This window comes from Marinicella litoralis (genome assembly GCF_002591915.1).
Lineage (GTDB): Bacteria > Pseudomonadota > Gammaproteobacteria > Xanthomonadales > Marinicellaceae > Marinicella > Marinicella litoralis.
Map to the genome: position 1 here is coordinate 728,193 of NZ_NIHB01000002.1, position 15,174 is coordinate 743,366.

The 15,174-nt window shown below is 42.7% G+C and carries 12 protein-coding genes; 4 read left to right on the forward strand and 8 right to left on the reverse strand.

The features are described from left to right. Positions 1-4 precede the first annotated feature (4 nt). Genes gspF through CCS90_RS09695 form a run of 5 tightly spaced genes read right to left on the reverse strand, consistent with a single transcriptional unit; the run spans position 5 to position 7,233 of the window. Positions 5-1,225, reverse strand: coding sequence for a type II secretion system inner membrane protein GspF (gene gspF / locus CCS90_RS09675; protein ID WP_099019326.1), 1,221 nt, complete (start codon positions 1,223-1,225; stop codon positions 5-7). 4 nt (positions 1,226-1,229) lie between these two features. Continuing rightward, the gene (gene gspE, locus CCS90_RS09680; RefSeq protein WP_211337005.1) at positions 1,230-2,702 is read right to left on the reverse strand and encodes a type II secretion system ATPase GspE; all 1,473 of its coding nucleotides are present in this window, start codon (positions 2,700-2,702) and stop codon (positions 1,230-1,232) included. Between the two features lie 15 nt (positions 2,703-2,717). Next, complete coding sequence (locus CCS90_RS09685; protein WP_099019328.1) at positions 2,718-4,589, reverse strand: secretin GspD/PilQ domain-containing protein; 1,872 nt, start codon at positions 4,587-4,589, stop codon at positions 2,718-2,720. After that, complete coding sequence (locus tag CCS90_RS09690) at positions 4,589-5,452, reverse strand: type II secretion system protein N (protein WP_099019329.1); 864 nt, start codon at positions 5,450-5,452, stop codon at positions 4,589-4,591. Before CCS90_RS09690 ends, CCS90_RS09685 begins: the two co-directional genes overlap by 1 nt. A gap of 8 nt (positions 5,453-5,460) precedes the next feature. Continuing rightward, complete coding sequence (locus CCS90_RS09695; RefSeq protein ID WP_099019330.1) at positions 5,461-7,233, reverse strand: acyl-CoA dehydrogenase C-terminal domain-containing protein; 1,773 nt, start codon at positions 7,231-7,233, stop codon at positions 5,461-5,463. 176 nt (positions 7,234-7,409) lie between these two features. On the opposite strand from CCS90_RS09695, the gene CCS90_RS09700 reads away from it, so the two are divergent. After that, the gene (locus CCS90_RS09700; protein WP_099019331.1) at positions 7,410-7,979 is read left to right on the forward strand and encodes an ECF-type sigma factor; all 570 of its coding nucleotides are present in this window, start codon (positions 7,410-7,412) and stop codon (positions 7,977-7,979) included. Further along, positions 7,966-10,797 carry a serine/threonine-protein kinase gene (locus tag CCS90_RS09705; protein WP_099019332.1) on the forward strand — a complete coding sequence of 944 codons (2,832 nt, stop codon included), beginning with the start codon at positions 7,966-7,968 and terminating at the stop codon, positions 10,795-10,797. Before CCS90_RS09700 ends, CCS90_RS09705 begins: the two co-directional genes overlap by 14 nt. A gap of 52 nt (positions 10,798-10,849) precedes the next feature. Here CCS90_RS09705 and CCS90_RS09710 read toward each other — a convergent pair whose 3' ends face one another. Together CCS90_RS09710 and ssb are read right to left on the reverse strand one after the other, a co-directional pair. Continuing rightward, complete coding sequence (locus CCS90_RS09710; RefSeq protein ID WP_099019333.1) at positions 10,850-12,796, reverse strand: InlB B-repeat-containing protein; 1,947 nt, start codon at positions 12,794-12,796, stop codon at positions 10,850-10,852. A 119-nt stretch (positions 12,797-12,915) separates the two neighbouring features. Further along, entirely contained in the window at positions 12,916-13,389 is a 474-nt protein-coding gene (ssb, locus tag CCS90_RS09715; RefSeq protein WP_099019334.1) for a single-stranded DNA-binding protein, read from the reverse strand. 188 nt (positions 13,390-13,577) lie between these two features. Between ssb and CCS90_RS09720 the strand changes: the two genes are divergently transcribed. Then, the gene (locus CCS90_RS09720) at positions 13,578-14,105 is read left to right on the forward strand and encodes a GspH/FimT family pseudopilin (protein ID WP_162846793.1); all 528 of its coding nucleotides are present in this window, start codon (positions 13,578-13,580) and stop codon (positions 14,103-14,105) included. Here CCS90_RS09720 and CCS90_RS09725 read toward each other — a convergent pair. Continuing rightward, on the reverse strand, positions 14,102-14,428 hold the full coding sequence (locus CCS90_RS09725) for a HesB/IscA family protein (RefSeq protein WP_162846794.1): 327 nt from the start codon (positions 14,426-14,428) through the stop codon (positions 14,102-14,104). The two genes, CCS90_RS09720 and CCS90_RS09725, sit on opposite strands and share 4 nt — an antisense overlap. Positions 14,429-14,616: 188 nt before the next feature. On the opposite strand from CCS90_RS09725, the gene rraA reads away from it, so the two are divergent. Beyond that, the gene (gene rraA / locus CCS90_RS09730; protein ID WP_099019337.1) at positions 14,617-15,096 is read left to right on the forward strand and encodes a ribonuclease E activity regulator RraA; all 480 of its coding nucleotides are present in this window, start codon (positions 14,617-14,619) and stop codon (positions 15,094-15,096) included. Positions 15,097-15,174: the final 78 nt, after the last annotated feature.

Sequence of the window (15,174 nt, forward strand, 5' to 3'; positions counted from 1 at the left end):
CACTTTATTTGACTATGGTGTTGATTTGAAAAATGGGCAGCAACATCGCTAAAACAATAAATAATACCATAACCCCCACAAACAAGATCGCCAAGGGTTGAATCGCTCCAATCAAGGTCTTCAACCTGTTTTCCACGTCTTTTTCTTGGACCATCGCTGTGCGAACCAGCATTTGGCTTAATTGACCACTTTGCTCACCTGAATGGACCAATTTAACACTCAAAGGTGGAAATTGACCGCTGTTCTTCATGGCCTGAGCCAAGCCACTGCCTTCACGAACAGCTGCTGCTGTTTGTTCACAGGCTTGCTTTATCACTTCATTCTTGACCACTTGGCGTGATAAGGACAGGGCCGAAACTATCGGGACAGCACTTTGCGTCAAAATACCTAATGTGCGGGTAAACCTGGCAGCTTGGGACACCCTGATTAACCTTCCTATGCCGGGTATTTTTAATAAGAAGCGATGCCAAGCGAGTTTAAATGGTGGATAGTTTTGCAAAACAATAAACCCAAACACCAACAACAGCAACAGGGCAAGTAAATAAATGCCATAGGTGGCCAGAAAATCACTGAGTGAAATCAACGTTCTGGTCATCAATGGTAACTGAACCTGGGTACTCTCAAAAACTTGAATGACTTTGGGTACAATGTAAACCATCAATCCAGCCACCACAGCAATCGCGGTTAACACCAGTATCAACGGATAAATCAATGCCGATACGGACTGTTTACCCATTTCGTCTCGGGTCTCTAAGTAATCAGCCAACTGCAACAACACTTCTTCTAAATGCCCTGACTGTTCACCAGCCTCAATACTGGTGGCAACCAATTCATCAAAGGCTTTGGGGAATATCCGCATGGCCGATGCCAAGGACTGGCCTTCCATTACTTTGGCATGCACTGTTGACAGGATTCTTTCAGAATTTTTATTTTCACTTTGTTCAATCAAAGTTTTCAAAGCATCGTCAATGGGCAATCCCGCTTGTACCAGTGTAGCCAACTGTCTGATCAACAAGGGCAGCTCATTTTTTTTCATCGACAAACGTTGAGTCCGTCCATTGATTGGTTCGTTGGCATGGGGTTTTTCGACCACCAAAGAAACCTGTATGGGTGTCAGTGCTTGGTTGCGCAGCAGTTGTCTGGCTTGTTTTTCATTGTCGGCTTGAATGATCCCTTTCTTTTGTTTGCCTTTCGCATCGATCGAATTGTATTCAAATGCTTCCATGCCATTACCCGCTGTGAATCACGCGTAAAATTTCATCAATTGAAGTGTGCCCTGCCATTAATTTCTCCCGAGCGTCGGTTTTGATACTGGGGTGCAATTGATGGGCCACTTCTGACATTTCACTTTCAGATTTGTTTTGGTGAATCATGGTTTTTAATTGCTGATCCAGTGTAATGATTTCATACACCCCGAGCCTACCGGAATAAGCTTGGTTCATTGGCAAATTATCATCCGCTTGGTAGACTGAATGCACATCAGCAGGCAATCCCAAGGCTTGTTTTAATTGGTCATCCAAGACTTGTTCTTGGCGGGTTTCCGGATTGAGCTTCTTCACCAACCTTTGCGCGATCACGGCTTTGACTGAAGAGGCCAATAGAAACGGTGGCACACCCATGTCTATCAATCGGGTGATTGCGCCTATGGCCGTGTTGGTGTGCAAAGTTGAAAACACCAAGTGACCGGTTAAACTGGCTTGAATGGCTATTTCAGCCGTTTCTAGGTCACGAATCTCACCGATCATGATGACGTCAGGGTCTTGACGAAGAATGGCCCTCAAGCCACGAGCGAAAGACATGTCTACTTTGCTGTTGACCTGAGTTTGACTGATACCTTCTAAATGGTATTCAATCGGATCCTCAATGGTCATGATGTTGCGTGATCGTTCGTTGATGGCTTCGATGGCGGCATACAGCGAAGTGGTTTTACCAGAACCCGTAGGTCCTGTGACCAATATAATGCCGTGCGGTAATTTGACCAAATCATTCATCATGGATAGATGACGGTCATTCATACCCAGCTGTTTGAGGTTCAATTGCCCTGCTTGCTTGTCTAACAAACGCATCACGATGCGTTCACCAAACGCGCCCGGTATGGTTGAAACCCTGACGTCAACTGGATGTGCCGCGATGCGCAGTGAAATCCGACCATCTTGTGGCAGTCTTTTTTCAGCAATGTCCAACTTCGACATGATTTTAACTCGTGAAGCAATCATCGGCGCCAATGACCTGGCAGGGGTCAGCACCTCTTGTAATTCACCATCCACCCGATAACGGATGGACAATTGATGCTCACCCGGCTCAATGTGAATATCGGATGCACTGACTTTGACCGCGTCTGCCAGCAAAGCATTGATCAATCTGATGATGGGGGCATCATCGTTGCTTTCCAATAAGTCTTCAGGTTCTGCCAAGACTTCAGCAATCTTTGACAGTTCAGCTTCACTGTTGTCTAAATCGGCCACCACATCGTCTGTCATGGATTGTTGATGGTGGTAAATTTTTTGAATCACTTGCTGGTATTGTTGCGGATCAAAAAATGACATTTCGACTGGCTGCTTACTCAACCTTTGTAATTCGGCAATGGCAGAGGGTGACGCATTTTTAGAAACCGCCAGGGTGATTTTCCCAGCATCATCTTGTTGTAAAATCGTGGCCCCACGATTTTTCGCAAAACTGTATGACGGTAGTTTAACAATCATATTGGCCATTGACCTTTATTGTTGGTCTTCAATTTCAGGCAACAAAGGTTCACCACGTCTGAATTTTTCAGGTGTGACCTTATCCAATTGTTGTTGTCTGATTTCATTGTATTTTTGTTTGCTGATGGCTTCCTGTTCTAAATTATCTTTCAATATTTTGGGGTGGATAAAGATCATCAAATTTCTTTTCACCCGGGTTCTTTTCTTGGTTCTGAACAGGTTTTTAATCAATGGAATGTCACCCAATAAAGGTACTTTTTTGATGCTTTCCTGAACCGAATCATCAATCAAACCACCTAACACCAAAATTGAATCATCAGGAATCATCACCGAGGTGCTTAAGGTTCGTTTCTTGGTCACTAAATCCACCGCGCTGACAGCTGTGGCATCTATGCTTGAAATTTCTTGCGCAATGTCCACCACAATTTGACCACCCTCATTGATGTGAGGCGTTACAGTCAGCGACAGTCCCACGTCCTCTCTTTGGATGGTGGTGAATGGGTTGGGCGACCCTTCAGAGTTTGAGCTGCCGGTGCCAGAAAACTGTCCGGTAACAAAGGGCACTTCTTGACCCACTGACAAAGACGCTTCTTGGTGATTCAGTGTCACTACTGAAGGTGTTGATAAAATGTTGTTATTACCATTGGTGCCAATGGCTTTCAGTAAACCGCCAAATTTAAATATTTGTTCGCCATTGTTACCAGTACCAAAATTCAAATAACCTAAATTCAAGCCACCTGATAATAAACTACCAAACACATCCAAAGGATCGTCTGCACTTAAATTAGGCAAGTTGTTTCCAGTGAATGAACCACCAACCAGGCCATCGTCAGAGTCCCCCGCAATCGGCGCAAACCAATCGACGCCCAACTCCTTCGAGTTATCAACAGAAACCTCAGCAATGATCGCTTCAATCAACACTTGCTGACGTCGTATGTCCAACTGAGCAATGGCTTGCTGTACATTGCGATAGACGGCTGGCGGTGCATTGATCACCAAACTATTGGTTTCATTGTGTGCCTGAATGCTGACATTTTGACTGTCATTCTCACCTTGTCCCAATTTAGCCATGGTTTCTAATATGGGAACCAAGGTTTCCGCCGATGCAAATTTAAGGTGCACCACTTGCGCCTGGGTATTGGTATCAAGAGGAACATCTAACTGAGCAATGATGTTCATAATTTTAGATTTCAAGGAAGGGTTGGCATTGACGATCACTGAATTTGTACGTGAATCAGGAACTATTTTTGATTGAGGTCCCAATGCATTGGAAGAGTCTAGTAACTGGGTCAGGGTTTCTGCCACGTCAGCAGCATTGGCATGTTTAATGGAAATAAGCTCAATGGATGAATCAGATTTTCGATCAATGTTATTGATCAACTCTTCCATTTTATCCACATTGGCTTTTTTATCCGATGCAATTAAGATATTAGAATCTACATTGCTGATCAATTTAGCCTTGCTGTTCATTGACTTTAACATTTGCATCACATCTTCAACTGGGATGTGCTTGATGCGGAATATTTTGGTCATCAACTGATCTGGATGGTCACTGGTTAAACCAGACAATGGATTGCTTTTACCCACTGGGATAATTTTTATGGTGTCGCCTTGCGTTTCGGTGGTAAACCCATTAACACTCAAGATAGAAAGGAACAAGTCATATACTTTATCCTCAGGAATGGGCTGACCAGAAATAACTGTAATCTTCCCTGTAACTTCTGGGTCAATCACAAAGTTCTTTCCGGTAATGTCACTGATGGTTTCAACCAACAATCGAATTTCAGTGTCCTGTAAATTCAATGTGTGCATGTGGTTATCTGCCGCAAGACTGGAGCATAACAACAAGCCACAAATGGCAGTCATGATAATTCTGGTTTTTTTCATTATTGAAACTCTGATAAGTTAAGATTTAAATTGAGCTCTTTGCCATTTCGCATAATGGTTACATTGGCCTCCGAGCTGCCTTCCAACTGTTTTCTTAATTCTAAAATGTTTTGATAGGATATTTTAACCCCATTTACTGCCGTGATTTGATCATTCGACCGCAAACCTTGTTTCATCAAAGCACCCGCACCTGATATTTGAGAAACTTTAAGACCTGAAATTTTGCCCTGTCCATCAGTTACCACACTCACTTTACTGGCTATTTTAGCAATTTTACTGGGGTCATATTTTTGTTTATTGAGCATGTCCTGCCAATCGGATGATTGGTTGATATGATTAGCGATTCTGGCAGAGGATACCGCATTTTTGCTAGTGACGTTGGGTTTATTGATGGCAGTTGGCTGACTGTCGATGCGGTTTTTACTGAGTGAAAGTTTCTCTTTCTTGGCACCACCTCTCCTTAAAATCAGGTGGTCATCATAAATCGCATCTAAAACAGCCAAACCAAAAACATCGTCGCCCACTTTGAATTTTTGTTCATCGCCTTGTCGGTTTCTGATATAAGCCAAACCCTGGCTGGCATCATCGCTGGAAAATATACCCGTAATGATTAAATCCAATGAAGACTCAAATTGCAGTAGATCTAAAGGTACTTCGGTGACTGTAGAAGAACCAAACAGGTGAAAGCTTGAAGGTTTGGGCCTGATGGCCTGCGGTAAAAGTTGCGAGTTGGGTGCTGTGACCGCTGTGATGTCATTTTGCAAGTGTTTGGGGAACAAAATAAATTGTACCCATACCAAAACCAACAATGCCAACAGCACCCATGTAATGATTGTTTTTATTTGTTTTTTGTAATTACTCAATCGCGATTTTAAAACTCTGATTCTTTAATATTCATCAAAGGATCAGCGCCTGTCATGATGGTTGCTTTCAAAGCATGACATCGTGGCAAAATTTTCGCGAAGTAAAACTGTGCAGTTTTCTTCTTGCCATTATAAAAATCGGCTCCCAACTGACCTTTGTTGTTCTCTGCTGAATTATGCAGTTGAGCCCAAAAATATGCAAGGATTACATAGCCTGACATCATCAAATAATCAACCGAAGCCGCACCCACTTCGTTGGCATTTTTCTGTGCTTGACCCGTGATGAATTCAGTCATTTCTTGCCACATATCAAGGTAATTTTGCAACTCTTGATTCATGGGTGTATCAGTTTCATTGATGAAATTTTGGATCAATTCTGCCATTTCTCCAATTTGGCCTTTTTGCATCATCAGCATTTTACGACCCGTCAGGTCCAAAGCTTGGATGCCCGTGGTACCTTCATACAAAGTGAATATTTTGGCGTCTCTGTGCCATTGCTCTTGACCATGTTCACGGATATAGCCGTGGCCACCAAAAATCTGTACACCATTGTCTGTGGCTTCCAAAGCAACCTCAGTCAAAAACGCCTTCAAAATTGGCGTCAAGAAGGCCAACAAGCGATCGGCTCGTTTCACTTCAACCTGATCTTTACTGTGTTTAATGATTTCAATTTGTTGTCCCACAAAATAAGCCATCGCTCGGTTGCCTTCTGCAAAAGCTTTCATGGTCAATAACATGCGCCTGACATCTGGATGAACAATGATAGGGTCGGCGGGTTTATTAGGGTATTTTGCACCGGTGGCCGCCCTCATTTGCAAACGATCTTTGGCATAGGCCAAAGCATTTTCATAAGAGGCTTGTGTGGCTGACAAACCTTGAATCCCGGTATTCAAACGTGCACCATTCATCATGGTAAACATGATTTTCAAACCGTCATTACCCTCACCTATCAAGAATCCTTTGGCAGCATCAAAATTCATCACACATGTGGCTGATCCATTCAATCCCATTTTGTGTTCAATGCTGGCAGCGCCCAATGTATTGCGTTGGTCTAGCTCCAAATCAGCATTAAGTAAAATTTTAGGTACCAAGAACAATGAAATGCCTTTGGTGCCTTTGGGTGCGTCCGGCAATCTGGCCAATACCAGATGAATGATGTTGTCGGTCAAATCATGCTCGCCTGAAGTAATGAATATCTTGGTTCCAGTGATGTCATAAGAACCATCTTCATTGGGTTTGGCAGAAGTATTGACCAAGCCAAGATCCGTTCCACAATGTGGTTCAGTCAAACACATGGTCCCTGACCATTCACCGGTGGTTAATTTAGGTAAAAACTTTTGTTTCAAAACGTCTGAACCAAAATGTGCAATCAACTCTCTGGCACCATGGGTCAACCCTGGATAGTTTGACCAACCCGGACAATAATAGGTATTCAACTCACCTAAAATCAATTGCAACCAGTAACTTAAGCCCTGTCCACCGTACTCAGGATCACCATCCAAAGCAGCCCAACCAGATTCACAAAATTCTTTGTATAACTTTTTAAAACCATCTGGCGTGGTCACCGATGTGCCTTCATGGTGACAGCCCTGTTCGTCGGCATTGCGATTCAAAGGGCCTGCATTTTCATGCAAGAATTTGGATGCTTCTTCTACAATGGTCATGAAAGTTTCAGCATCGATGTCATCGTGAACTCCCAGTTTCTTGTAGTGTGCAGTGAGGTCAAGCACTTCATCAGCAATGAATTGTATGTCTTTTATTGGTGCGGGTAGATTGGCCATAATTCAAACGTTCGTTTCAAAAAAAAGTATTTTATCATCCACCCTGTCGAAATGAAATAAAGATTGGGAACTAATCATGCGGTTTTTTTAGTTTCACGTCACAGTTATGCAAACTATTCTTGGCTGCGGTTGAATTGAAGTTGTTATTAATTTTTTGCATCAGTTAAAATAAAAACATGCAAGCAGGTCAAATCACAGTGTTACTGAATCAGGGGAGTCCGAATAATAAAGAGGATTTAGACCACATCTACGCGCTTCTGTACAATGAAATCAAAGCCGTTGCGCAAAATCAATTGGCACATATACACAATAACAACACCATCAGCGCTACTGTGCTGGCCAATGAGTGTTACCTTAAATTAATCCAGATAGAAAAACCCAGCCACCAAGACCGCAGGCATTTGTTAAATTATTTAGCCAAAGCCATGCGCCGGTTTTTGATTGACCAAATTCGCAGTAAACAACGCAAAAAAAGAAAAGGCCAAATGGACAATCTACACATGTCACAAGTACTCGGAGCCGATGACATTGACTTTGATGTGATTGAAATTGATCGATTGATCGATATATTGGCAGAAATTGATCCCCATTTAGCTGAGCTATTCCAACAAAAAATCATATTCAATTTTACGTTCAAGGAATTGGCTGAAATGTTTGATTTATCAGAAAGACAAGTGATCAGACAATGGAACCAAGCCAAAACATTGCTCTTGACCATGATTGAGAACCCTGATGGATCTAGATAAACTCAAGCAAGCCAATCAAATCTATGAATCTTTGGCAGAAAAAACCATTGACGAAGCATTGAACCAATTAAACACCTATGACCATTTAGATATCGAAGTGCTCAATTTAGTAAAAAGTCTGATTCATAATAGCCACCAACCCAGTATCTATTTTGAACAAAAAGTCAGTCAACATTACCAAACGCCATTGAGTCAAACCTGGCAAAAAGGTGATCAAATCGGTGGCTATGAATTGTTGGCTTTGATTGGTCAAGGGGGAATGTCACTGGTCTTCAAGGCCATGCGTGTCAACAGTGAAACCCAGAAACCTGTGGCCATTAAGCTCTTCAACCTCGCTCATCAAAGTCCTGAGTTAAAAGCCCGGTTCCAAGCAGAACAAAGCATGTTGGCAGAATTGTCACATCCCAATGTGATTGAATTTCATCACGGAGAAAACACCGATCAGGGGGAGTCCTTCATCGTGATGGAGTTGATCGATGGCGGCTTACCCATCGACGAATATGTCAGCAAACATGCGCTCAATACCAAACAAATTGTGGCTTTGGTGATTCAAGCCACAGAGGCATTACAGTATGCCCACAATCATTTAATCATTCATCGAGACATCAAACCATCCAATATCATGATCGATGGAAACGGTCACCTTAAAGTGCTGGATTTTGGAATAGCTAAACTGATTAACCCAAAAAATGAAGGCTTGACTGAAAGCCAAGCAAAAAACACGCTGATGGCACTCACGCCATCATTTGCCTCTCCTGAACAAATAAAAGCCGAACGCATCGACGTAACTTCCGATGTGTATTCCTTGGCTGCAGTGCTGGTTTACTTACTCACGGACCAATTGCCTTTCCCCAGCAATCGCATGTTAAACGCTTGTGTCGATGATGAACATCATGTCAGAAAATTACTCAAGACTGAGGTTCAAGATCAGGATTTACGGCATATATTGATGCAAGCGTTGCAACCGGATCGCAATGCTCGCTACAGCAATATGTTTGCCTTCAATGAAGACTTGAACGCATGGCTGGCTCAAAAACCAGTCAGCGCCAGCAAAGATTCATGGTGGTATCGGCTGAATCGTTTTGCCGTCAGGCGCACCGCTTTGTTCAGCACATCACTGTTGTTGTGTGCCACCATAGTCATCGCTGTTATTGCTTTAAGCATACAAAACCAATCCATTAAACTGGAAGCTGACAAAGCCAACGCAGTCAAGCAGTTTATGCTCGACTCCTTCAGTGTCACTGATCCCAATGTTTCGCAAGGCGTCGATCTATCCACCAAAGATTTGTTGCGATCAGCTGCCAATAAAATAATGATCGATGATGGCATGGACCCAGCCATTAAACTTGAACTGTATGTTGCTTTGGCGCTTGCCAATGGTCGTTTGGGATATTATCCGGAGGCCATTGACTTATTGAATGATGCCTTAATCATCCAACCACAAAACGAACAAGCCACAGCACTGTTAGCCCAATACCTCTTTTCAGCGGGAGAAATTAAAACCGTTAATGAACTCCTGACACAAACCCAAGAAGATAATTTCGATACAAAATCACAAGCAGCTGCGGTTAAAAGAGTACGTGCCAATGTGCTGGCACAAGCCGGTGATTATGAGTCGGCATTGATACACTTTGATGCATTAGGTCCGCTGACAACTTCGGACATAGATACCATAAAAAATCAATCCCTGCTGGCTGAAATACATTACCTCAAAGGTGAATCAGTCCGGTCAGTGGAAATTATTCAATCGCTTAAACGCGCATTCCCATTACCAGCCACTGATGTACTTAATTTGAAACTAAATTCCGATTTAGTCCAATACTATGATCGAGTTGGCAACTTCAGTGCAGCCATGGCGCTGACCCAAGAAAATATTCAAGCTTATCGAAAAATACTGGGTGAAGATCACCCTGATTTAGGTATAGCTTACAACGCCTTATCAGCATTTCAATGGCTCGACGGACAATTGGATGAAGCCTTGATCAGCGCTGAAACCAGCAAAGAAATTTTTCGCAAAAGATACGGAGACAGCAGTGAGGGCTTGTCACAAGCACATGGCAATGCAGGCGCTGTTTATTATTACCAGGAAAAATATGAACTGGCGATTGATGAACTCGCACAAGCGGCTGGTATTCTACAAGGCATATTCGGCCCAGATCACCCAGAAACCATGAATGCCAAAGCCAATTTAGCTACCATTTTAAATGCCACAGGAAATCCTGAAAAAGCCCTGCCAATTTTGCAACACATGTACAAAGTCGAGTCAAAAACTCTGGGTAAGAATCACCGGTCGACACTTTACACCCAACAATCATTGGCTTTGACCTTAGCCAAAATGGGTCAATATGACCAGGCCACAGCCCATGCCAAAACCTGTGTTGAATTGATCAAGGAAAACTTTACCAAGGAACTTAATTTCATCAACCATGCCCACAGTGTTCTGGGCAGGGTGTATTTCATGGCGGGCAATCATCAATTGGCCATTGAACAAAATTTAATACATATCAATGGTTGGACAGAAGGCGATGAGAACAACTTTGCCCGTTCACTACAGCTGATAGCAGCAAGCAACCAAGCCTTACAACAGTTTGTTCAAGCTGCTGAATTTTATAAAAAATGGACCAATCACCTGGCCAAGACCTATGGCGAAACCGATGTTAAGTATTTACAAGGTATGCTGCAATGGGCTGAACAATCCCAATCAATGAACCAGCGCGATCAAGCCCATCAGCTGCTGTCTTTGGTAGCACACACCCTTAAGGAAAATGACTTAAACTTTCCAGAAATTCAGTCCAAACTACTAGAGTTGAGCCGCTGATTAAAGCGATTTCAGCGACTCAAGTTTGTGATTTGCTCACATCTTATTGGGCTTAATCAAAACCATCACTGAAGATCAAATCATCAGGTTGGAATTCAGCGTACACGGTGGTGCTTTCAGTCACACTGATAAAACATTCGTTGTTATTAACCAAAGGACAGCCTCGCCAGCCAATAAAATCTGAGCCTGTAAATGGTGTTGCTGTCAGTGTAACCAATGTGCCATTGAAAAATACCTCAGTACAATCAGTGCCACAAGAAATCCCCAGGGGATCACTGATGACAAAACCATCACCGGAGCCTTCACGCTGTACTGTTAACAGGAATTCATCATTGCCAATGTTGTCGTATACTTCATCAAATCCAGCATCATATAAGCCACCTGGCTCACCTGGATTACCTTGTGGGTTGGTGTTTTCATTGACCGGTGAATCCTGGAATTCAATATCAACATCAACACTCCAGGCAAAGGTGTCTTGTAGGCACATGTCCACCCCTGGTGAGCTTGACTGCTGTCTGGCGTCCCCACCGGCCACATTATTAAACACAGCTGTTCCAATGGTGTATGAACCCATAGGCCAGTCCGTTGAATCATCAATTAAATTACATTTGCCAGAAATGTCGGGGGTGGTGGTAGGGGCATTTTCGCCTCCTTGGGTGTCTTGAAAAATAGAATTCTCAAAGCGCAAACTACCCATAGTACTGAACCAAACAATCGAATCATTGGTACCACCACCAGATTCTTCTAAGAAGTTACCTGCTGCGGTCACATGCGTGATTTCCGAAGTACCATAATTTTGTATTAAATAATAAGTTTCATTTTTAATAAAGTTACTGCCGCTCAACTGCAGCGTTGAACCAGGTCTAACTTCAACCAAGGAATTAATATCCAATGAACCAAATCGATAAGAATTACTGTCAAACAAGGTGCGATTGATATTGACCTTTGAATTATTGATTTCAATTAAATTTCCATCAAACTCATTTTGCTCAAACTCAGAACAACTGATTAAAAAAGGGCAGCTGGCAACACGGTCCATGTATACCTGAGTTGCACTGTTTCCACCATCAATGGCAAACAATCCTGCACCACTGACATCCGCCATGTTGCGTGCAATATAAGTGTTAAATAAAGTCGCTCTGCCAGTACCATGCACATAGATTCCCGATCCATTGAATGCCCAGTGATCAGTGATCTGAACACGATTGGCACCACCATCAGCTACCAGTTCGCCGCCATCATGTACCATGATGCCACCACCGTCATCGGCACTGTATTCAAATAACCCCCGGCTACCCTTGATACGACTGCCACCTTCAAGTAAAACAAAACAGCCATCTTCAATGTACATATTGCCACCCGAAACCGCCTGATTTTGTTCCAAAGCACCCGCAATGATGACTTGTGAATTGACCCCAAAACACCAAATACCACCGCCTTTTGGAATGTTATTTAAATCGCCATTATTTTGCACAATACTGCCTGCATCAATGGTTACATTGGAACCGCCTAAAACCCTGATTCCGGCTACGTTAGAAGAAACATCTACAGCTTCTAGATTTACGGTGGAATTTTCATCAACGATCAACCCTCTGGACTGACTGTTAAACAACTGTAAATTTCTCAAGGTAACCATAGAGCCACTGTTTACTTCAAACACAGCACTGGAGCCGTCACCCAGTACGGCATTGGCCGCATTAACCGAATCACCACAGTTGGCATAGCCACCAGCAATGATCAACTCACCTAAACTGCTTGAATGCCAATTGGATAAGGTATTGGTACCATCACCTTCTCCTAAATAGGAAACCGTATTGGTCAATCTGATTTCATCATTTTCAGTGCCATTGATTGCAGCCGCCAAAAGGGCCTCAGACAATGATTCATGATGGTTTGGGGCATTACATTGGGCACCAACACCCACATAATAGGTGGCCGCTAAAGCACTTGGGCCAACCACCAAGCCGGCTACAAAAAATATAAACTTAAAGTAACTCATAAAAAACTCCCTATTGATTGGCTCTAAATACGACATTGATAATATTTTTATGACATCAGAAAGCAAAAAACCTCACAGCGTGAGGTTTTTTTGCACTTTATTATGTCGAAAAACACCAATTAGAACGGGATTTCATCATCAAAATCATCAAAGTTAGGGGCTGGATTGTTGTTTTGTTGATTGTTGTTGTTAGCTCTTGGTGCTGATGGCATGGATTGTCCACCTCCACCGAATCCACCTTGACCAGAGTCACCGCCCGTTCTGCCACCCAACATTTGCATTTCATTGGCCAAAATTTCTGTGGTGTAACGGTCATTGCCGTCTTTGTCTTGCCATTTATTGGTGCGCAATTTGCCTTCGATGTAAACCTGGCTGCCTTTTTTCAAATACTCACCCGATATTTCCGCCAGGCGACCAAAGAATACCACCCTGTGCCACTCAGTCTTTTCTTGTTTATTGCCTTCCTTGTCCTTCCAACTTTCAGTGGTGGCAAGTGATATCGTGGTGACAGCAGCACCAGCTGGTGTGTATCTGACTTCGGGGTCATTGCCCATATTGCCAACTAAAATGACTTTATTGATTCCTCTTGCCATTACATGTTCCTAATTAAATAAAAGTTGATTATAGGTTGCTGCATCTGTCGATTCAAGTTGATGTGGTCGATTTTCTCAGAGATAAATTCATATGGCTATCAGAAAAGATTGACAGCAATTTAAGAAAACTGCCAATGTTTCAATCAGCCATGGACAAGACAATGGAATCTTTTAAATTGGAGCACATGATGAGATTGCCAGCACAGCTAAAAGGATTTACCTTGTTTGAAATGATAATGGGTTTGTGTCTTATTTCAATTTTATCGATTTACGCCGTACCCAATTACCGAACTTTTAAACAAAACAGTGTCATGACACAAGAGCTCAATAGGTTGGTTGCCAATATCAACTATGCACGGAATCAAAGCATCACCCTGTCGCAACACATTATTTTATGCTCAACAGAAACATTCTTAGATTGTGATGGTGAAAGTCAATGGCATAAAGGTTGGCTGGTTTTTGTTGATCTTGACCGCAACAGAAAATATGACAACAACGATCAACTGCTGTTAGTTGAACACAAAATGAAAACAGGGCTTCATGCTGTGGCATCAAGATACAGGAAATTAATCAGATTTGATCAGATGGGCTTTTCACCTGGGACCAATTTAACCATCCGCTTTTGTGACCAACGAGGTGCTGAATCAGGTAAAGCCATTATCATCAGCAATGTCGGCAGACCCAGAGTCAGCCAAGAAATAAACCATTGTGGTTAGTTGGTGGTAAAGCTCTCACCACAGCCACAAGAACCCGTTGCATTGGGGTTTTTATAGACAAATATTTGGTTGATGCCTTGTTTTTCATAATCAATCACAGTGCCCTCAACTTTATCAATGGCGTCTTTAGGAACGATAAGCTTTACCCCTTTGTCTTCCAAAGTGATTTCACTGTCGGTGATTTCATGAGCCAAGGCCACATCATACCCCCAGCCTGAACAGCCCATCTTCTTAACGGCCACGCGAAATCCCACTGCATTTTGATCCAAAGACATGAAATGCAAGATGCGATCTGCGGCTTGTTGTGTAAGTTGTAATGACATCGTGGCTCTATTGTAACTGATTAACGCTAATATATAGTACTTTCGCCGTATTTCAAGCTTTGAAAACACATATATGGCATGACTTATTTGATTGACTCGGACATGCATAGGGCCAGCCTTCGCTACAGTAGGATTGAATGTATCCTATAAAACTGATTTAATACCATGAATTAATCTGGAGACAACCCTTGGAAAAAACGTCCACACCTGATTTATGCGACATCCATGCAGATCAACTTAAAGTCCTGACACCTGTTTTCAACTCTTATGGCGGGAGATCAAACTTTTTTGGTCAAGTGGTCACTGTAAAATGTCATGAAGACAATTCTTTGGTCAAACAACAAGCCGCGACTCCGGGTAAAGGCCGTGTCTTGGTGGTAGATGGTGGTGGTTCTATGAGGCGCGCATTGTTGGGCGACATGATTGCAGAAAACGCAGTCAAAATGGGTTGGTCTGGTTTCGTTATATATGGCTGCATCAGGGATTGTGATGAAATTGCTGCACTGGATTTAGGCGTAAAAGCCTTGAACACCATTCCAGTTAAAACTGAGAAAAGAGGCCTGGGTGACTTGAATGTACCCATTACATTCGCCGGACAAACCATCCATCCTGGTGATTGGATCTATTGTGACAACAATGGCATTGTGGTGGCAAAACGAAAACTGTAACTGATTAAACCAGTCGTTAACTTAATCAAGTAACTTTTCTTACAAGCAAAAAAAAACAGCAACCATCCTTGGTTACTG